The 18,004-nt window shown below is 64.7% G+C and carries 20 protein-coding genes; 12 read left to right on the forward strand and 8 right to left on the reverse strand.

The features are described from left to right. Positions 1-5: 5 nt before the first annotated feature. The 8 genes from TSA1_RS29765 to TSA1_RS29805 all read left to right on the forward strand — a co-directional run bounded on the left by TSA1_RS29765 (position 6) and on the right by TSA1_RS29805 (position 7,860). Positions 6-1,133, forward strand: coding sequence for a Re/Si-specific NAD(P)(+) transhydrogenase subunit alpha (locus tag TSA1_RS29765; RefSeq protein WP_100179436.1), 1,128 nt, complete (start codon positions 6-8; stop codon positions 1,131-1,133). A gap of 11 nt (positions 1,134-1,144) precedes the next feature. Next, on the forward strand, positions 1,145-1,462 hold the full coding sequence (locus tag TSA1_RS29770) for a proton-translocating transhydrogenase family protein (protein ID WP_024337650.1): 318 nt from the start codon (positions 1,145-1,147) through the stop codon (positions 1,460-1,462). Positions 1,463-1,499: 37 nt separating this feature from the next. Continuing rightward, positions 1,500-2,897: an NAD(P)(+) transhydrogenase (Re/Si-specific) subunit beta gene (locus TSA1_RS29775; RefSeq protein ID WP_100179437.1), complete on the forward strand. Its 1,398-nt coding sequence runs from the start codon at positions 1,500-1,502 to the stop codon at positions 2,895-2,897. A gap of 217 nt (positions 2,898-3,114) precedes the next feature. Beyond that, on the forward strand, positions 3,115-3,912 hold the full coding sequence (locus TSA1_RS29785; protein WP_100181412.1) for an alpha/beta hydrolase: 798 nt from the start codon (positions 3,115-3,117) through the stop codon (positions 3,910-3,912). A 97-nt stretch (positions 3,913-4,009) separates the two neighbouring features. After that, positions 4,010-5,344 carry a sodium:proton antiporter gene (locus TSA1_RS29790; protein ID WP_174719348.1) on the forward strand — a complete coding sequence of 445 codons (1,335 nt, stop codon included), beginning with the start codon at positions 4,010-4,012 and terminating at the stop codon, positions 5,342-5,344. 49 nt (positions 5,345-5,393) lie between these two features. Then, positions 5,394-6,491: a calcium:cation antiporter gene (locus tag TSA1_RS29795; RefSeq protein ID WP_100179439.1), complete on the forward strand. Its 1,098-nt coding sequence runs from the start codon at positions 5,394-5,396 to the stop codon at positions 6,489-6,491. Positions 6,492-6,551: 60 nt separating this feature from the next. Then, entirely contained in the window at positions 6,552-6,836 is a 285-nt protein-coding gene (locus tag TSA1_RS29800; protein ID WP_100179440.1) for a cupin domain-containing protein, read from the forward strand. Positions 6,837-6,930: 94 nt separating this feature from the next. Further along, entirely contained in the window at positions 6,931-7,860 is a 930-nt protein-coding gene (locus TSA1_RS29805) for a hypothetical protein (protein WP_100179441.1), read from the forward strand. A 26-nt stretch (positions 7,861-7,886) separates the two neighbouring features. On the opposite strand, the gene TSA1_RS29810 is transcribed toward TSA1_RS29805, so the two are convergent. Continuing rightward, a complete protein-coding gene (locus tag TSA1_RS29810) occupies positions 7,887-8,537 on the reverse strand; it encodes a tetratricopeptide repeat protein (RefSeq protein ID WP_100179442.1) in 651 nt (216 codons plus the stop codon). Between the two features lie 125 nt (positions 8,538-8,662). Beyond that, on the reverse strand, positions 8,663-8,959 hold the full coding sequence (gene rpsU / locus TSA1_RS29815) for a 30S ribosomal protein S21 (protein WP_014492442.1): 297 nt from the start codon (positions 8,957-8,959) through the stop codon (positions 8,663-8,665). 261 nt (positions 8,960-9,220) lie between these two features. Between rpsU and aqpZ the strand changes: the two genes are divergently transcribed. Then, on the forward strand, positions 9,221-9,943 hold the full coding sequence (aqpZ, locus tag TSA1_RS29820; RefSeq protein WP_094976898.1) for an aquaporin Z: 723 nt from the start codon (positions 9,221-9,223) through the stop codon (positions 9,941-9,943). Positions 9,944-9,980: 37 nt separating this feature from the next. Here aqpZ and TSA1_RS29825 read toward each other — a convergent pair whose 3' ends face one another. Next, complete coding sequence (locus TSA1_RS29825) at positions 9,981-11,087, reverse strand: 5-(carboxyamino)imidazole ribonucleotide synthase (protein ID WP_100179443.1); 1,107 nt, start codon at positions 11,085-11,087, stop codon at positions 9,981-9,983. Further along, positions 11,084-11,572 (reverse strand): 5-(carboxyamino)imidazole ribonucleotide mutase, encoded by a 489-nt coding sequence (purE, locus tag TSA1_RS29830; RefSeq protein ID WP_100179444.1) that lies wholly within the window; start codon positions 11,570-11,572, stop codon positions 11,084-11,086. Before purE ends, TSA1_RS29825 begins: the two co-directional genes overlap by 4 nt. A 141-nt stretch (positions 11,573-11,713) precedes the next feature. Here purE and TSA1_RS29835 point away from each other — a divergent pair, with 141 nt between their 5' ends. After that, positions 11,714-12,427: a GGDEF domain-containing protein gene (locus tag TSA1_RS29835; protein ID WP_174719127.1), complete on the forward strand. Its 714-nt coding sequence runs from the start codon at positions 11,714-11,716 to the stop codon at positions 12,425-12,427. 2 nt (positions 12,428-12,429) lie between these two features. Here TSA1_RS29835 and TSA1_RS29840 read toward each other — a convergent pair whose 3' ends face one another. From TSA1_RS29840 to TSA1_RS29850, 3 genes are all read right to left on the reverse strand, one after another. Continuing rightward, a complete protein-coding gene (locus tag TSA1_RS29840; protein WP_100179446.1) occupies positions 12,430-12,681 on the reverse strand; it encodes a hypothetical protein in 252 nt (83 codons plus the stop codon). Between the two features lie 147 nt (positions 12,682-12,828). After that, complete coding sequence (locus TSA1_RS29845) at positions 12,829-13,047, reverse strand: hypothetical protein (protein ID WP_100179447.1); 219 nt, start codon at positions 13,045-13,047, stop codon at positions 12,829-12,831. 108 nt (positions 13,048-13,155) lie between these two features. After that, positions 13,156-13,362 (reverse strand): YdcH family protein, encoded by a 207-nt coding sequence (locus TSA1_RS29850; protein WP_008546179.1) that lies wholly within the window; start codon positions 13,360-13,362, stop codon positions 13,156-13,158. A gap of 329 nt (positions 13,363-13,691) precedes the next feature. Here TSA1_RS29850 and TSA1_RS29855 point away from each other — a divergent pair, with 329 nt between their 5' ends. Continuing rightward, positions 13,692-13,871, forward strand: a complete 180-nt coding sequence (locus TSA1_RS29855; protein ID WP_061880823.1) for a YdcH family protein — start codon at positions 13,692-13,694, stop codon at positions 13,869-13,871. A gap of 130 nt (positions 13,872-14,001) precedes the next feature. Here the strand turns inward: TSA1_RS29855 and TSA1_RS29860 are convergent, their stop codons facing one another. Continuing rightward, positions 14,002-15,105, reverse strand: a complete 1,104-nt coding sequence (locus TSA1_RS29860) for an NAD(P)/FAD-dependent oxidoreductase (protein WP_100179448.1) — start codon at positions 15,103-15,105, stop codon at positions 14,002-14,004. A 202-nt stretch (positions 15,106-15,307) separates the two neighbouring features. Here TSA1_RS29860 and TSA1_RS29865 point away from each other — a divergent pair, with 202 nt between their 5' ends. Next, positions 15,308-17,992 carry a sensor domain-containing protein gene (locus TSA1_RS29865; protein ID WP_100179449.1) on the forward strand — a complete coding sequence of 895 codons (2,685 nt, stop codon included), beginning with the start codon at positions 15,308-15,310 and terminating at the stop codon, positions 17,990-17,992. Positions 17,993-18,004 lie beyond the last annotated feature (12 nt).

Here is an 18,004-nt window from a genome sequence, read left to right on the forward strand (position 1 = left end):
GACCTATGAAGATCGCCGTTGCCAAGGAAATCGATCCGTCGGAGCCGCGTGTCGCCGCTTCGCCCGATACGGTGAAGAAGTTTAGGGCGTTGGGCGCCGAGATCGCCGTCGAGCCGGGCGCCGGCCTCAAATCGGGCCTGCCGGATTCGGAATTTATCGCCGCCGGTGCCACCGTCAGTGCGGATGCACTGAAGGATGCCGACATCATCATCAAGGTGAAGCGTCCCGAAGCGTCGGAGCTGTCGCAGTACAAGCGCGGCGCGCTCGTCATCGCCATCATGGATCCCTATGGCAACGAGGCCGCGCTGAAGACGATCGCCGATGCCGGTGTCTCCGCCTTCGCGATGGAGCTGATGCCGCGCATCACCCGCGCGCAGGTGATGGATGTGCTGTCCTCGCAGGCGAACCTTGCCGGCTACCGCGCCGTGATCGAGGGCGCCGAGGCCTTCGGCCGCGCCTTCCCGATGATGATGACGGCTGCCGGCACCGTGCCCGCTGCAAAAGTGTTCGTGATGGGCGTCGGCGTCGCCGGCCTGCAGGCGATCGCGACCGCGCGCCGTCTGGGCGCCGTCGTGACCGCGACCGACGTTCGTCCCGCCACCAAGGAGCAGGTCGAATCGCTCGGCGCAAAATTCCTCGCCGTCGAGGACGAGGAGTTCAAGAACGCGCAGACCGCCGGCGGCTATGCCAAGGAGATGTCCAAGGAATACCAGGCCAAGCAGGCCGCGCTCACCGCCGAGCACATCAAGAAGCAGGACATCGTGATCACGACCGCCCTGATCCCGGGCCGTCCGGCGCCGAAGCTCGTGTCCGGCGAGATGGTCAAGTCGATGAAGCCGGGCTCGGTGCTGGTCGATCTCGCCGTCGAGCGCGGCGGCAACGTCGAGGGCGCGAAGCCTGGCGAGGTCGTCGACCTCGATGGCATCAAGATCGTCGGCTACACCAATGTCGCCGGGCGCGTCGCGGCCTCGGCCTCCAGCCTTTATGCGCGCAACCTGTTCTCCTTCATCGAGACCATGGTCGACAAGAAAGAGAAGAAGCTCGCCGTCAACTGGGACGACGAACTGGTCAAGGCCACTGCGCTCACGAGAGACGGCGCCGTCATCCACCCGAACTTCCAGCCGAAGGCTTAAGGAGACCCGCCATGGAGCATGCTGCACAGGTCGTCGACCCCTTCATCTTCCGGCTGTCGATCTTCGTCCTCGCCGTCTTCGTCGGCTATTTCGTGGTGTGGTCGGTGACCCCCGCCCTGCACACGCCGCTGATGAGCGTGACCAACGCGATCTCCTCGGTGATCGTGGTCGGCGCGCTGCTCGCGGTCGGCGTCGGCATGGTTTCGAGCGGCTCGGGCTGGGCGCGCGGCTTCGGCTTCGTCGCGCTCATCTTCGCCTGCGTCAACATCTTTGGCGGCTTCCTTGTCACCCAGCGCATGCTGGCGATGTACAAGAAGAAGTCGAAGTAAGCGGCCACTCGGGCTGATGGGATAATGGGGACCTGAGATGAGCGCTAACCTCTCTGCATTTTTGTATCTCGTGGCGGGAGTGCTGTTCATCCTGTCGCTGCGCGGGCTGTCGAGCCCGGCTTCGTCGCGCCAGGGCAATCTGTTCGGCATGATCGGCATGGCGATCGCGGTCGCCACCACGCTCGCAAGCCATCCGCCGGCCGACGGCGTGGCGTGGGTGCTGGTCATTCTCGCGGTCGCGATCGGCGGCGGCATCGGCGCGGTGATCGCCCGCCGCGTGCCGATGACCTCGATGCCGGAACTGGTCGCCGCCTTCCACTCGCTGGTCGGCATGGCCGCGGTGCTGGTCGCCGCCGGCGCGTTCTACGCACCGGAAGCCTTCGACATCGGCACGCCCGGCAACATCCATGCCTCCAGTCTGGTCGAAATGTCGCTCGGCGTCGCCATCGGCGCGCTGACCTTCACCGGCTCGGTGATCGCGTTCCTGAAGCTGTCCGCTCGCATGAGCGGCGCGCCGATCATCCTGCCATTCCGCCACATCATCAACATCGTGCTGGTATTGGCGCTGGTGTTCTTCATCTTCGGCCTGGTTCGTTCCGGCAGTGCGGTCGATTTTTGGCTGATCACCATCCTGGCGCTGGCGCTCGGCGTGCTCATGATCATCCCGATCGGCGGCGCCGACATGCCTGTCGTGATCTCGATGCTGAACTCCTACTCCGGCTGGGCCGCGGCCGGCATCGGCTTCACGCTCGGCAATTCCGCGCTGATCATCACCGGCGCGCTGGTCGGCTCGTCAGGCGCGATCCTGTCGTACATCATGTGCCACGCGATGAACCGGTCCTTCATCTCGGTCATCCTCGGCGGCTTCGGCGGCGAGACCGCCGCGGCCGGCGGTGGCGGCGGTGAGCAGAAGCCGGCCAAGCTCGGCTCGGCCGATGATGCGGCCTTCATCATGAAGAACGCGCAGAAGGTCATCATCGTGCCCGGCTACGGCATGGCGGTGGCACAGGCGCAGCACGCGCTGCGTGAAATGGGCGACATCCTGAAGAAGGAAGGCGTCGAGGTGAAATACGCCATTCACCCGGTCGCGGGCCGCATGCCCGGCCATATGAACGTGCTGCTGGCTGAAGCCAACGTGCCGTATGACGAAGTGTTCGAGCTCGAGGACATCAACTCCGAATTCGCGCAGGCCGACATCGCCTTCGTGATCGGCGCCAACGACGTCACCAATCCGGCGGCCGAGGAGGACAAGACCTCGCCGATCTACGGCATGCCCGTGCTCCAGGTCTGGAAGGCCGGCACCGTGATGTTCATCAAGCGCTCGCTGGCGTCGGGCTATGCCGGCATCGACAATCCGCTGTTCTACCGCGACAACACCATGATGCTGCTCGGCGACGCCAAGAAGGTCACCGAGAACATCGTCAAGGCGATGTAGCGCGCGAGAGAATGGACCGTGGCCATCAACAAGGAATGGCACCGGTCGCATCGCATGCCGCCCAAAGCGACGCGCGAGCAGCGTGTCGCATGGCACGCCACCCATAAGGTGGCTTGCGGCTGTCGCGACGTTCCTGCGAGCCTCCGGCCGGACGTCATGAAATCGCTGCGGAGCCGTCGCAAGCCCCGAGCCTGCACCGGGGGCTGACCGCGCAATGATCGCCATCGTCAAGTGGATCGCTATCCTGCTCGTGACCGTCTATTGCGCCGGTCTCGTCGTGCTCTACGTCCGGCAGCGCGAGATGCTGTTTCCGATTCCGCCCGTCGGTCGCACTGCACCGGATGCGGCGGGCCTCGCCGAGGCGGGAGAGCATGTTCTGACCAGCTCCGATGGCGAGAAGGTGATCGTCTGGCACGTGCCGGCGAGGCCGGGGCGCCCCGTGATCCTGTACTTTCCGGGCAATGGCGATTCTCTCGCCGGCGGCGTCAGCCGCTTCAAGGCGATGACGGCTGACGGTACCGGCCTCGTTGCGCTGTCCTATCGCGGCTATGCCGGCTCCAGCGGTTCGCCGAGCGAACAGGGCCTGCTGCGCGATGCCGCAGCCGCCTACGCCTTCACCACCGCCCGCTATGCGGCGGAACGGATCGTTGCCTGGGGCTTTTCGCTCGGGACGGGCGTGGCGGTTGCCGTCGCCTCGGAGCATCGCGTTGGCAGGCTGATCCTGGAGGCTCCCTATACGTCGACGGCCGACATTGCGGCTTCATCGTTCTGGTTCGTTCCGGTCCGCCTTCTGATGCGTGATCCGTTTCGTTCCGACCAGCGCATCGCGCGCGTCACTGTGCCGCTCCTCGTGATGCATGGCACCGATGATCTTGCCATTCCGATCGTGTTCGGAGAGCGTCTGTTCGCACTCGCCCATGATCCCAAGCGGTTCGTTCGCATGGCAGGCGGCGGGCACGACGATCTCGATCAATATGGCGCGATCGAAACAGCGAGAGATTTCATTGGCGGTTGACACTTTGTTCGCACGTTACGGTTCCGCGCTCGCGGTTTCCAGCCTGGTGCTGCTGCCGCAGAACGCGTTCGCCGCGACCGGGCTTGACGGCGCGGCGATGCGCTGGCCCTACGCGCTGCCTTTCACCGGTCTGTTGCTGTCGATCGCCCTCGGACCTCTGCTGTTTGCGAAATTCTGGCATCATCACTACGGCAAGATCGCCGCCGCCTGGTCGCTGCTGGCCCTTGCCTCGCTCGTCGTCTTCGCCGGCGGCATGTCGACGCTGGCGGCGCTCGTCCATGCCATGCTCGCCGAATATCTCGGCTTCATCGTGCTGTTGTTCTCGCTCTATGTCGTGGCCGGCGGCATTCTCATTACCGGCGACATCAGGGCCACGCCGGCGACCAATGCCGGCATCCTCGCCCTCGGCACGTTGGGGGCGAGCCTCGTCGGCACCACGGGTGCCGCGATGATCCTGATCCGTCCCTTGATCCGCGCCAACCGGCCGCGGCGCCACAACGCCCATGTCGTCGTCTTCTTCATCATCCTGGTCGCCAATGTCGGCGGCGCGTTGAGCCCGCTCGGCGATCCTCCCTTGTTCGTCGGCTTCCTGCACGGGGTCGATTTCTTCTGGACCACGCGGACCATCTGGCTGCAGACCGCCATCGTTGCCGGGCTGCTGCTCGCCATCTTCGTCGCCGTCGATATCTGGCGCTTCCGCAGCGAGCCGTCGCCGCCCGAGGTCGGCCCTTTGGAACCGGTGCGGATCCGCGGCCTCGTCAACCTGGTGCTGATCGCGGCCATCGTCGTGAGTCTGCTGGCGTCGGCGATGTGGAAGCCCGGCATTGCGTTCGACATTCTCGGCACCAAGTTGGAACTGGAGGACGTCGTCCGCAATGTGGTGCTGCTGGCCGTTGCGGCACTGTCGGTGTGGCTGACGCCGGACGAGCACAGGCAGGCCAACGGTTTCACCTGGGAGCCGATCCGCGAGGTCGCAAAGCTGTTCGCGGGCATCTTCGTCGCCATCATCCCGGTCATCGCCATGCTCAATGCCGGCCATCATGGCGCATTCGCCTGGCTGTTGTCGGCCGTGACGGGGCCGGACGGAGCGCCGCGCGAGGTCGCCTATTTCTGGTTTACCGGCCTGATGTCGGCATTCCTCGACAATGCGCCGACCTATCTCTTGTTCTTCCAGCTCGCCGGCGGCGATCCGCAGACGCTGATGCACGAGATGTCGGGCACGCTCGCGTCCATCTCCATGGGCGCGGTCTACATGGGGGCGCTCACCTATATCGGTAACGCGCCGAACTTCATGGTGAGCAGCATCGCCAGCGAGAACGGCATCGAGATGCCGAGCTTCTTCGGCTATCTCTTGCGCGCCGGTGCCGTGCTGATCCCGCTGTTCCTGCTGCTGACGTTCCTGCCGGTCGCCCCGATCCTGCGCTGGCATTGAATCTGCCGGCCGATTTGCTACTGCTCATTGAAGCAAATGGAAGCGGTGAATGAGCGCGCATAATCCGATGCCCCGGTCGGCCTGGCTCTTTCCGGGGCTGGCGGTGCTGATGTTCGCGGCCGTCAGCGCGACGGACTACGCGTTCACGCTTTCGCTGAGCGGGCTCGTTTTCGCGACCGTGCTGCTGGTGATCCTGTTCGGCACGGTATTCGCCGCGGTTCATCATGCCGAAGTGATCGCCGAACGGGTCGGCGAACCCTATGGCACGCTGGTGCTGACGCTTTCGGTGACCATCATCGAGGTGGCGCTGATCACCACGATCATGCTGGGCGACAAGCCGGCGCCGGAACTGGCGCGGGATACCGTGTTCGCCGTGGTCATGATCGTCTGCAACGGCCTCGTCGGGCTCTGCATCTTCATCGGCGGCCTGCGCTATCGCGAGCAGGGTTTTCAGCTCTCCGGCGCCAACGTCTATCTCAGCGTCCTGTTCGCGCTCGCGACCATCACCCTGATCATGCCGAATTACACCACCACGACGCCGGGACCGGTCTATTCCTCGGTTCAGCTCGGTTTCGTCGACGTCGTCACGCTCGCGCTGTACGGGGTATTCCTCTACACCCAGACCGTCCTGCACAAGGATTACTTCGTCCATGAGCGCCCCGGGGGGAGCGCCGGCGAGGCGTATCTGTCGGGCCGGATGCTCGCGCTCAGCGTCGTGCTGCTGCTGATTGCGCTGCTGGCGGTCGTGCTGCTCGCCAAGAAGTTCTCGCTGGTGGTCGATGCCGTCGCGGTCCGAATCGGTGCGCCGCCGGCCTTTGCCGGTCTCCTGGTCGCGCTCCTGATTCTGATGCCGGAAGGCGTCGCGGCGGTCGCGGCGGCCCGCAAGAACGATCTCCAGAAGAGCATCAACCTCGCGCTTGGCTCGTCCCTGGCGACGATCGGCTTGACCATCCCGGCGGTCGGCGTCGCCACCTACGCGCTCGACAAGGAGCTCAAGCTCGGCCTCAACGCCCAGGGCAGCGTGCTTTTGCTCCTGACCTTCCTCCTGAGCATGCTGACCTTCGGCACGGGCAGAACAAACGTCCTGTTCGGGCTGGTCCATATGGTGGTATTTGCCGTCTACGTTTTCATGGTTTTCGTGCCCTGAACCCAATTTGCGCTTCACGCGGCCCTTCGGGCCCGGATCGCGTCAGAAGGAGAGTTTCCGATGCTTGCCGCCAGATCCGAGGTCCAGGTCGACAACGAGCAGGTCCGGGTGACCGAATGGCGGCTCGCTCCCGGCAGCGCCACCGGCCATCACACCCACGGCATGGACTACGTGATTGTTCCCGTCGCCGCCGGAGAAATGACCATCGTGGCGCCCAACGGCGAGCGCTCCAAGGCGCAGCTCGCGGCCGGGAAATCCTACTTCCGCAAGGCCGGCGTCCAACACGACGTACTTAACGAAACCTCAACCGAGATCGTGTTCCTTGAGATCGAGCTAAAGCCGTAACTCCGGCCTTAAGACTTGCCATCGATCCGTCGCAGTTGATCCCTTACAATGCCCCAAAGTTCCCGCATCTGATCGCGCGGGGAGTGGCCGAGAAATGCTGAAATACCTCGCTAAAATCTCGATGGATATTTTCCCCTCGGTGCTCGCGACGATCATCGGGGCCTACATCGTTAACCACTACATCAACGCCAAGCCGGCGCCGGACACCCCTTCGGCCGTCGTTGCGCCTGCCGAGGCAGGCAAGGACGGCAAGCCGACGGACACCGCCAACCTTCCGACGCCCGGCGTCAAGGCCAAGGGCATCTCGGAGAAGAGCGTTTCCGACAAGGGCGTGACGGACAAGGCCGCTGCCGACAAGCCCGAGGCCAAGGCTGCGGAGGTAACGCCCGCCGAGAACGCCTCGCATGGCCGCTCCCCGGCGCGTGAGAAGGCCGCGGCGAAGTCGACCCCGGCAGCCACCGCTCCGGTGGTGGAGGCCAATTCCGCCCCGGCCGGGACGTCCCCGGCTGCGACCCCCGACGCCAACGATCTGGCGCGTGCCGCCATCGAGCGTCTTCGCAAGTCGCCGGAAGGCAAAGCTGCTGAGAAGGCTGCCGAGGCCAAGGCTGCCGAGGCCAAGGCTGCCGAGGCAAAGGCTGCCGAGATCAAGCCGGCCGAGCGGACCCCAGACCCCGCAGTGCGCGAAGCCACCCGCGTCCCCGAGGCTCCGCGCGTCATCACGACGGAGCCCGCGGCGATCCGCCCGCTGCCGCCGCCGATCACGGTATCCACGCCTTCGCCCGAGAGCTATGGCAATGGTGGTTCGTCGCCGCCCTATACGGCCTCGGTCGGCAACGACGATCCGAATCGGATGACGCCCCCGGCCGACATTCCCGTGCCGGTGATCGCGCCGCCGCTCGACCTGCGCGCCGACGCCGGTGCCTCCATGCCGCGGCCGAAGAAGACCAATGTCGCCGACGACGTGCTGTCGGGCATGAAGTCGATGTTCCACTCGGTTCTGCCGAAGGGCGCCACCCCCGATTAAGCCGGCGCCTGCGCTGGCCCGGACCGTCAGCCGCCGACGCGGGCGAGACCGCTGCGCGCGGCATCGTCGCGTGGACGCAGCGAGACGGCCCTGGTGTAGGACGCCGCCGCCTTGGCCTTGTCGCCCAGGCGTTCATAGGCCTGTCCGCGGGTGGTCCAGACCTGCGCGTTGTGCGGATCGGCCTCGGAGGCCTCATCCAGATCGGCTGCCGCTTCCTTGACCTTGCCGAGCGCGAGATAGCTGGTCGCGCGGCCAAGCAGCGGCTCGACCTTCTGGGGGGTGAGTCCGTTTGCGGTGCTGAAATCGGCGATCGCGAAGTCGTGCTGGTTCTTGCTCTGATAGATCAGCGCGCGGCCATAGAGCGCCTGGGCATTGTAGGGGTCGAGCCCGACGGCGCGATCGAACTCGTCGAGCGCCGCGGCGGTCTCGCCTGATTTTGCCAGGGATTGGGCCTTTGCGGTGTGGGCCTGAGCTTCGGTGACGTTGGCGGCACTCACCGCGCTCTCAGCGGGCGCCGCTGCCTTGGGGGCCTCCTGCGGCTTGTCCTTCTCCGGCGTCAGAGATCCCAGATCGAACGAGCAGCCGCACAGCGCCATCCCCATCAAAGCCAGCGCGAACGGCTGTTGCCAGATCCGGCGTTGCCGCACCAAGCCGCGCTCGGGAAAAGGGGAGGCCATTTACGGTTCGCTCGCGCTGGTGCCGCATCGGCAGTACCCCGTCCCAGAAAGGCACCGCTCACAAACAATAACGCGGGCCAGGGGCCCGCGTCATCGGAAACTGAAATCCTGCAAGATTGGAAAGATCAGCGCGGTCCGCGCGGACCAGCACCCGGGCCGCTGCGACCGCCGCGATCACCACCAGGACCGGCGCCGAACACCGGCTTCGGCTTCATCGGCAGCAGGCCTTCGCGCTGCAGCTTCTTGCGGGCCAGCTTGCGCGCGCGGCGCACGGCTTCGGCCTTTTCGCGGGCCTTTTTCTCGGAGGGCTTCTCATAATGGCCGCGGAGCTTCATCTCGCGGAAAATACCCTCGCGCTGCATCTTCTTCTTCAGCGCCTTGAGAGCTTGATCGACATTGTTATCGCGAACGAGAACCTGCACGCGGCATCCTCTTCAGTGGATCGGATTTGAATTCTGGTAAGACGAAGGGGATGGCGAAACGCGCAAGCCCTTAACCTTGAGGGCGCGGATGTATCAGACAAAACCAGGGATGTCCACCGGCCAGGCGGGGATTCGGGCCAAGTTCAGCCATTAAATGAGGCAAAATACCGCCGTGCGGCCCTGATTTGGGAGATTTGACGCCAAGGGTGGGGCCGTTTCCGGGGCTTTGTTCCGGAAATCTTTGAAAGCAGGGGACGACACATGGATATCAAGAAATACGCCGCTGAGGCCATCGGCACCTTCTGGCTCACATTCGCAGGCTGCGGCAGCGCGGTGATCGCGGCCGGCTTTCCCCAGGTCGGAATCGGCCTGGTCGGCGTTTCCCTCGCGTTCGGACTCAGCGTGGTCACCATGGCCTACGCGATCGGCCATATCTCGGGTTGCCATCTCAACCCGGCGGTGACCGTCGGCCTTGCCGCCGGCGGCCGTTTTCCCGCCGGGCAGATCCTGCCCTATGTGATCGCCCAGGTGGCCGGTGCGATCGTGGCGGCGTGGCTCCTCTACGTCATCGCGAGCGGGGCTCCCGGATTCGACGTCAGCAAGGGCTTCGCGTCCAACGGCTATGATGCGCATTCGCCCGGCCAGTACAGCATGATCGTGTGCTTCCTGACCGAAGTGGTGATGACCATGATGTTCCTGTTCATCATCATGGGCGCCACGCATGGCCGCGCGCCCGCGGGCTTCGCGCCGCTGGCGATCGGACTCGCGCTGGTGATGATCCATCTCGTCAGCATCCCCGTCACCAATACGTCAGTGAACCCGGCGCGCAGCACGGGCCCTGCGCTGTTCGTCGGTGGCTGGGCGACGGCGCAGCTCTGGCTGTTCTGGGTTGCACCGCTGATCGGCGGCGCGCTGGGCGGGGTGATCTATCGCTGGCTCAGCGAGGAGCCCGCTGGCGTCGTCGCAGGCGCGAAGACGGCGTAGTCCCAAAGCGGGATCGCAGCGATTGCTGCGGTCCCCCTTACTTGCCCGTGGTAGGAAGCACTTCGGTGACGTGGCCCATCTTGCGGCCGGGACGCGGCGCGCCCTTGCCGTAGATGTGCACGGTCGCGCCCGGCACGCTCAGCCACTTCTCGTAATCGTTGATCTCGTCGCCGATCAGGTTGGTCATGGTGACGACCTCGCCGTGGCGGACGGGCTTGCCGAGCGGCCAGCCGGCGATGGCGCGGATGTGCTGCTCGAATTGCGAGACGGACGCGCCGTCGAGCGTCCAGTGCCCGGAATTGTGCACGCGCGGGGCGATCTCGTTGACCAGCACCTTCGGACCGGTGCCGTTTGCGAGCACGAACATCTCGACGGCGAGCACGCCGACATAGTCGAGCGCGCTTGCGATCTTGCCGGCGATGCTGCGCGCCTCCTCGGCGAGTGCGTCCGGGATCGGGGCCGGCGCGCGGGATATCTTCAGGATGTGGTCGCGGTGCTCGTTCTCGGTGACGTCGAAACACTCGACCTGGCCTGTGATCGAGCGTGCGGCGATCACGGAGATCTCGCGCTCGAACGGCACGAAGGCCTCCAGGATCGCCGATTTTGTCGCGAGGCTGGTCCACACTTTGGTGATGTCGTCGCCCTCGCGGATGATGGCCTGGCCCTTGCCGTCATAGCCGAAGCGGCGGGTCTTCAGCACGGCCGGCAGCCCGATCCGCACGATCGCCTCGCGCAATGAAGCCACCGAGGTGACGTCGGCATAGGCGGCGGTGCCGATGCCGAGGCGCGTGACGAAATCCTTCTCGGCGAGGCGGTCCTGGGTGGTCTCGAGGATCTTGCGATTGGGCAGCACCGGGCGGCGCGCGTCCAGCACCATTGCGGCGGCCGATGGGACGTTCTCGAATTCGTAGGTGATGACGTCGACGTCGCCCGCGAACAGCTCGAGCGCTTCGACATCGGCATATTCGGCGCAGGTCGCGTTCAAGACGACGTCGAAGGCCGGCGAGTCCGGATCGGGCGAGAATATCTGGCAGCGAAGGCCGAGCCGCGCCGCGGCCATCGCCAGCATCCGCCCCAATTGTCCGCCGCCAAGGATTCCGATGGTGTCGCCGGGCTTCAGCTTTACCTGCTTTGCGTCGCTCACGCCTTGTCCTCCGGACGCTCGGCAACGGCCTCGGTCTGCGCTTTGCGCCAGGCGGCGAGGCGATCGGACAAGGCCGGATCGGACAATGCCAGGACGGACGCTGCCAGCAGCGCGGCGTTGGTCGCGCCGGCCTTGCCGATGGCGAGGGTGCCGACCGGGATGCCTGCGGGCATCTGGACGATCGAATAGAGCGAATCGAGGCCCTTGAGCGTCTTGGATTCGACGGGAACGCCGAACACCGGCAGCTCGGTCAGCGCGGCCGTCATGCCGGGCAGATGTGCAGCGCCTCCAGCGCCGGCGATGATGACCTTATAGCCCGCAGCCTTGGCGCCCTTGGCGAAAGCAAACAGCCGGTCGGGGGTGCGGTGGGCCGAAACGATGCGGGTGTCGGCGGCAACGCCGAGCGCGGCAAGGGTGTCGGCGGCATGCCGCATCGTGTCCCAGTCCGACTGGCTTCCCATGATAATGGCGATCGGCGCGGTCATGACGTTAATTGTGCCCGAAAAACAGAAAGATAGGCCAGATTAACGGTTCCGGCCGGCGGCGCGCAAGGCGATGGCAAGGAGAAGGGAATCCACTATCCTGTCTTGGTGAATCCCCGCAAGCCTTCATTGAGCAGGATGCCCATGAAGAAACCAAAAAGGGCGAGCGCTGCGAAGGCCAAAAAGGGCCGGAAGACCAGTGCGGGCCGATCCAAAGCCGCCCCCGGGCGTCCGGCGAAGGCGCCGCGGCGGGCTGTATCGGGCGACGATGGAGCCAGGGAAACTGCCAGGGCGACGATCCGTGACTTGCGGGCCAAGCTCAAGGAGACGCAGCGCCGGGTCGTGGAACTGGAAGCTGCGGCTGACACCGATTTCCTGCTGGAGATTCCCAACCGGCGCGGCTTCGAGCGTGAGCTCGCGCGCGCCATCGCCTACATGAAGCGCTACCGCGCCAGTGGGGCGCTGATCGTGCTCGACGTCGATAGGTTGAAGCCGATCAACGATTCATTCGGTCATGGCGCCGGCGACGAGGTGCTCAAGGCGATTGCCGCCACGCTGACGCGGCAGGTCCGTGCCTCCGACGTCGTCGGGCGTCTTGGCGGCGACGAGTTCGCGTTGCTGCTGTGGAATCTCAGCGAGACCGACGCCAAGGCAAAGGCGGCCATCTTCGAGCAGGCGATCGACGAATTGTCTTTCACCTTTCGCGGCCAGCATGTGACTGCGGGCGCCTCCGCCGGTGTCGCGCTGCTGGGAGCGCAATCCGACGCAGGCCGCGCCCTGGAGGAGGCGGATGCCGCCATGTATGTGCGCAAGGCGCACCGGCGGCACGAACCGCGCATCAGGCTGGTCAGCAATTGACTCTATAGTGTGGCGAGATCTTCCGGCACGTTGCCGAATTTGCGCAGCAACGTGGCGTCGCCGAACTCGCCGGTCATGGGATCGCCGCTGCGGCTGAACGCGACCGCACCGATGTGGCCCGCGCCGCGCGACAAGGCCTCGGCGCGCCGTAACGCGGCCGACGAACTCTGGCATTCTTCTGCGGCGCCGGCGACGGGCGAGCCGTCGGCATCGATCAAGAAGGGCATTGCAACGTAGTAGGTCACGTCCGACATGGCGTTGCTCCGATCGGAGCATGATCCAGACCCGAAGGACCGCGTCAGCACAAAGTGTGAAGCGGTTTTCCTCGCGACAAACGCAGAATGCGTTTGCGCGGAGATCATGCTCAAAGACAGATGCGCGATCTCATTGCGCCGTAGAATTCAGGCGGCGCTGCTCTTGCTCCGCATCTTGCTGCGCGAGGTCTCCGGAATGCAGCCGGCGGAAATCGCCGCCTGCAATTCCTCGAGTTCGGCTTCCAGATATTCGTTGGCCATGATCAGCGCCTTGATGGTGCTGCGCAGATTGCCGTCGCACATCGCGATGGCCTGGTCGCAGGCCTGTTCATAGTGGCTGTTGTCGAGAAGGGCGGGCGTCGACATCTGCGTGTCCTCGGGCGGTTCCTGGGGGTGATGGAATGTTCCTATTTTGTTCTTTTCGAGTCAAGCGGATTCGATGCAAGCACCGTCTCGCCGCGAGTGGTCTGTGGATCAGGCGATGATGTCGGGCGTGATCTGGTCTTCGATGAACGCGATGCGGTCGCGCAACAACAGCTTGCGCTTCTTCAACCGCTGCAGCCGCAACAGGTCGGGGGCGGGCGATTGATGCAGTGCATCGATCGCCGCATCGAGATCTCGGTGTTCCTGCTGCAACCGGGTGAGCTCGGCTTCGAGCTCACGCTCGTCTTCATTGGTCATGTCTGCGGTGGCCGAAAACCGATAGGCGTGAGACTAAGGCTGTGGATGCCCTGTGGAAATTATCGTCCTTGCGCGGCGTGATCGCAAGCGATCTGCAAGCCCCGCTCGCCAATCTCCCGCAACATATTTCTGCGCGGCGCCGAGGTACCGCGCAAGCGCATTGATATCATGGATTTTTCCGGCGTGGTTCCTTTACTCACGCTTCGTTACATATGAATTTTCAAAAATGACGCTGCGACGACGGATACCCATCGACAGAACGAATCGGTGATGTAGACTTCCTTGTCCGGATCGAATCCTGAGGTTCAACCCTACCGAGGAGGTTTCGAATGACAATTCAGGCACATCTCGTTGAATTGGAACGGAAGCACAAACTTCTGGAAAACGAATTGCACGAAGCTCTCGTGCACCTTTCAACAGACGACCTGCAAATTGTTGAGTTGAAGCGCCGGAAGTTGATGGTCAAGGACCAGATCGAGCGTCTGAAGCACGGCGACACGCTCCACTAGTAACCCCCGTAACAGCGTAGAGTTGATCGTACCCTTGCACGCAGGGATGGGGGCCTTTGCGCTCATCCCTGCTGCAAGGTCCGCACCGCGCAGAGATGTTTGCGCGGCGCTTAGGTTTTGTCTCGGCGCTCTAGATGTCTGCGAGCTCGGCGACGTGATCGGCGATCGCGAGCGATGACGTCAGTCCCGGCGATTCGATGCCGAACAGGTTGACCAGGCCTGCGACGCCATGATCGCGTGGACCCTGCATCAGGAAATCCTGCGTGGCCACCGCGGGCGGCACGATCTTCGGCCGGATACCCGAATAGCTCGGCATCAACGCGCCGTCAGGCAGCGTCGGCCAGTATTTGCGGATCGCCGGATAGAAGCGCTCGGCACGTGACGGATCGACTTCGTAGTCGATCGTCTCGATCCACTCGACGTCGGGGCCGAAGCGCGCCTGGCCCGCCATGTCCAGCGTCAGATGCACCCCCAACCCGCCGGGTTCGGGCACCGGGTAGATCAGGCGCGAGAACGGCGCCTTGGCATTGCAGCTGAAGTAGTTTCCCTTGGCGAGATAGGCCGGTGGAATCCGGTCCAGCGGCATGCCGTCGATGTTGCGCGCAACCATCGTTGCCGAGAGCCCCGCGGCGTTGACGAGAAGGTCGCATCGCAGCGTCATCGGCGCCTCGCCGCCGGCCTCGATCTCGACGACGCCGTTCGCAGCCTTGGCGCGGATCAGCGGGGTGTGAAAAGCGAAGGCCGCGCCGGCGTCCTCGGCTTCGCCGCGCAGCGAGAGCATGTAGGCGTGGCTGTCGATGATGCCCGTCGACGGCGACAGCAGCGCGGCGTCGCAGGCGAGCGCCGGCTCCAGCGCGCGTGCGGCCTCGCCCGCGAGCAACTGCATGTCGAGCACGCCATTGGCCTCGGCATGCGCCTTGATCGATTGCAGCTTTTCGGTCTCTTTCGGGTTGGTCGCGACGATCAGCTTGCCGCAATTCTTGTGCGGGATGCCGCGCTCGGCACAGTAGCGGTAGAGTGCATGCTTGCCGTCGACGCACATGCGCGCCATCCAGCTCCCGGCGCGGTAGTAGATGCCGGCATGGATCACCTCACTGTTGCGCGAGGAGGTGATGGTTCCGATCGCCTCGGCCTCCTCGAGCACGATGACCTCGCGCCCGGCCTGCGCAAGCTTTCGGGCCACCGCGAGCCCGACCACGCCGGCTCCGATGACGACGCAATCGACCCTATCCATGGTTGTGCAGCATGTCCGCTGGGAGCGCCGGTGGCATCAGGTCCGGAAAGAACGGCGCGGGGGCGTTTTCCGTTAAGGAAGAATTTATCATGTCAGGGCAATTGCCGTATTTCACGTCACATTTTTCTGTTGCGCGTACAGGCGTTTACCCGATCCAAACCCGTGAAGCCAGACAATCCGACGTTGAAATCGCGGGTGGCTGATGGCTGAGAAGAACTGGCACGAGGGCAGCACGCTTCCGATTGCTGTGCAGGCCGTTGTGTGCCTGGCCGGCACGGTTGCGCCCGCGCGCGCCTTTGCGCTGTCGGACGGCTTCGCCGCGCCGAGCTATCTCGGCCAGCTCGACCCCAATTTGGTCTGGGAAGCCCTGATCGCGGGCATCGTCGTCTGCGCCTTCCTCGCCGCCATCGCGCTGTGGATCCATTCCTCTCTGCGCCGGACCCGGCGCTTGCAGCTGCGGCGCAACGCCTTCGTCTCCTCCGCCATGAACAATCTCAACCAGGGCGTGGTGATGACGGATGCGCAGCGCCGCATCATCTTCTGCAACGACCGCTATCTCGAGATCTACGGCCTGACGCGCGCGGACCTTTGGGCCAACATGAACGGCTATGAGCTGCTTGAGTTGCGCCGCAAACGGGGTGTGCTCGGCGTCTCCGATGACGAGTTCTACGACAAGGCGGCCAGCACCAACGGCCTGATCACGGAACTGTCGGACGGGCGGGCCATCCTGGTGAAATATTTCGTGCTGCCGAACGGTGGCTCGGTGGCGACGCATCTCGACGTCAGCGAGCAGCGCCGGCTGTCGCGACAGCTCGCTTCGACCAAGCAGTTCCTGGAAACGGTGCTGGACAATGTCCCGGCCTGCGTGGCCGCCAAGAACATCGAGGACGGCCGCTATATCTTCGCCAACAGCGCCTATGAGCGGTTCTGGGGGTTCTCGCGCGATCATGTCGTCGGCAAGAACGCGCGCGAGCTGTTTGCACCCGCCTCGGCCGATAGCATCGAGGCGACCGACCGGGCGGCGCTCGATTCGCCGGACGGCCAGTTCCGCAACGAATTCGAGGTCGACCGTGGCGGCGAGCGGCGCATGGTCGCCTCGATCCGGATCGTGGTCCGCAACGAGAGCAACAAGCCTGAATTCCTGATGCTCGTGTTCGAGGATGTCACCGACCGCCGCTCGCTGTCGAAGGAGCTGGAAAGCGCCAAGAAGTTCCTCGAGCTGGTGGTCGATAACATCCCGGTGGCGCTGATTGTCGAACAGGTCAAGGACGGCCGCTATCTGCTCGCCAATCGCAGCGCGGAGACGATCCTCAACCGCCGCCGCGAGGAAGCCACGGGCCTGACCGCGTCGGACATCTTCAATCCCAAGGAAGCCAAGCTGATCATCGCGCGCGACGAGGCCGCGATCAAGAAACGCGGGATGATCACCGAGGAGCATCCGATCTCCACCAAGGACGGCTTGCGGCTGTTCCTGACCCGCCGCGCCACCGTGCTCGGCGAGACCGGCGAACCGCAATATCTGATCAAGACCCACGAGGACGTCACCGACCGCCGGCAGACCGAGTCGCGCATGGCGCACATGGCCTATCACGACGGCCTCACCGATCTGCCGAACCGCGCCGCCTTCCTTCAGGCGCTGACCCAGATGATCGAGGCCTGCGAAGGCACGGGTGAGGAGTTCGCCGTCCTCTGCGTCGATCTCGACGGCCTCAAGGAGGTCAACGACGTCTTCGGCCATGCGCTCGGCGACAAGCTGCTGATCGAGGTGGCCCAACGGCTTCAGGACTCCGCCCGCGGCGGCGTGGTGGCGCGCCTGTCAGGCGACGAATTCGGCCTCATCATCGACGGCAAGCAGCCGGACGCGGGCCTTGCGCTGGCGCAGCAGCTCGGCGAGGCCGTCGCGAAGGAATTCCAGATCGACGGCCGGGCCGTCCGCGCCGGTGCCACCACCGGCATGGCGATCTTTCCGCATAACGGCACCGACGGCGCCTCGCTGCTCGCCAATGCGGGTGCTGCGCTGTTCCGCGCCAAGCAGAAGTCCCGCGGCACGATCAGCCTCTATCAGCCGGAGATGGACCAGCAGATTCGTGATCGCCGCGTGCTGCACCAGGATCTGTCGATGGCGATCAAGAACGGCGAGCTCTCGCTCGCATTCCAGCCGCAAGGCGTCGCCGGCCACAGCGTCGCCGAGAGCGAGATCATCGGCTTCGAGGCCTTGGCACGCTGGCAGCATCCGGTGCGCGGCCAGGTTTCGCCGGCCGAATTCATTCCGATCGCCGAGGAAAGCGGCCTGATCGTCGAGATGGGCGAGTGGATCCTGCGCGAGACCTGCCGGGAGGCGGCGTCCTGGCCGAAACCGCTCCAGGTCGCGGTCAATCTGTCGCCCGCGCAGTTCATGCACGGCGACGTGGTCGGCCTCGTCCATTCGATCCTGATCGAGACGGGGCTCGCGCCCGGCCGGCTCGAGCTGGAAATCACCGAAGGCGTGCTGATCGAAGATTTCGACCGCGGCCTTGCGCTGCTGCGCCGCCTGAAGGCGCTTGGCGTGCGCATCTCCATGGACGATTTCGGCAGCGGATACTCCTCGCTGAGCTATCTCCAGGCGTTTCCGTTCGACAAGATCAAGATCGACCGCGCCTTCATCATCAATCTCGGCCGCAACCCGCAATCGGCCGCGATCGTCCGCGCGGTGATCGATCTCGGTCACGGCCTCGAAATGTCGATCATCGCCGAGGGGGTCGAGACGGTCGAGCAGCTCGCCTTCCTGGCCAAGGAGGGCTGTGACGGCGTGCAGGGCTATCTGCTCGGCAAGCCGCTGCCGATCGGGAAATATGCCGGTCTCGTCGGCCGCACTGAAATCGTGGAGCTCGCGCTCAAGACCGGTTAGTGATGATGGAGC

It is taken from the genome of Bradyrhizobium nitroreducens (genome assembly GCF_002776695.1).
GTDB classification, from domain to species: domain Bacteria; phylum Pseudomonadota; class Alphaproteobacteria; order Rhizobiales; family Xanthobacteraceae; genus Bradyrhizobium; species Bradyrhizobium nitroreducens.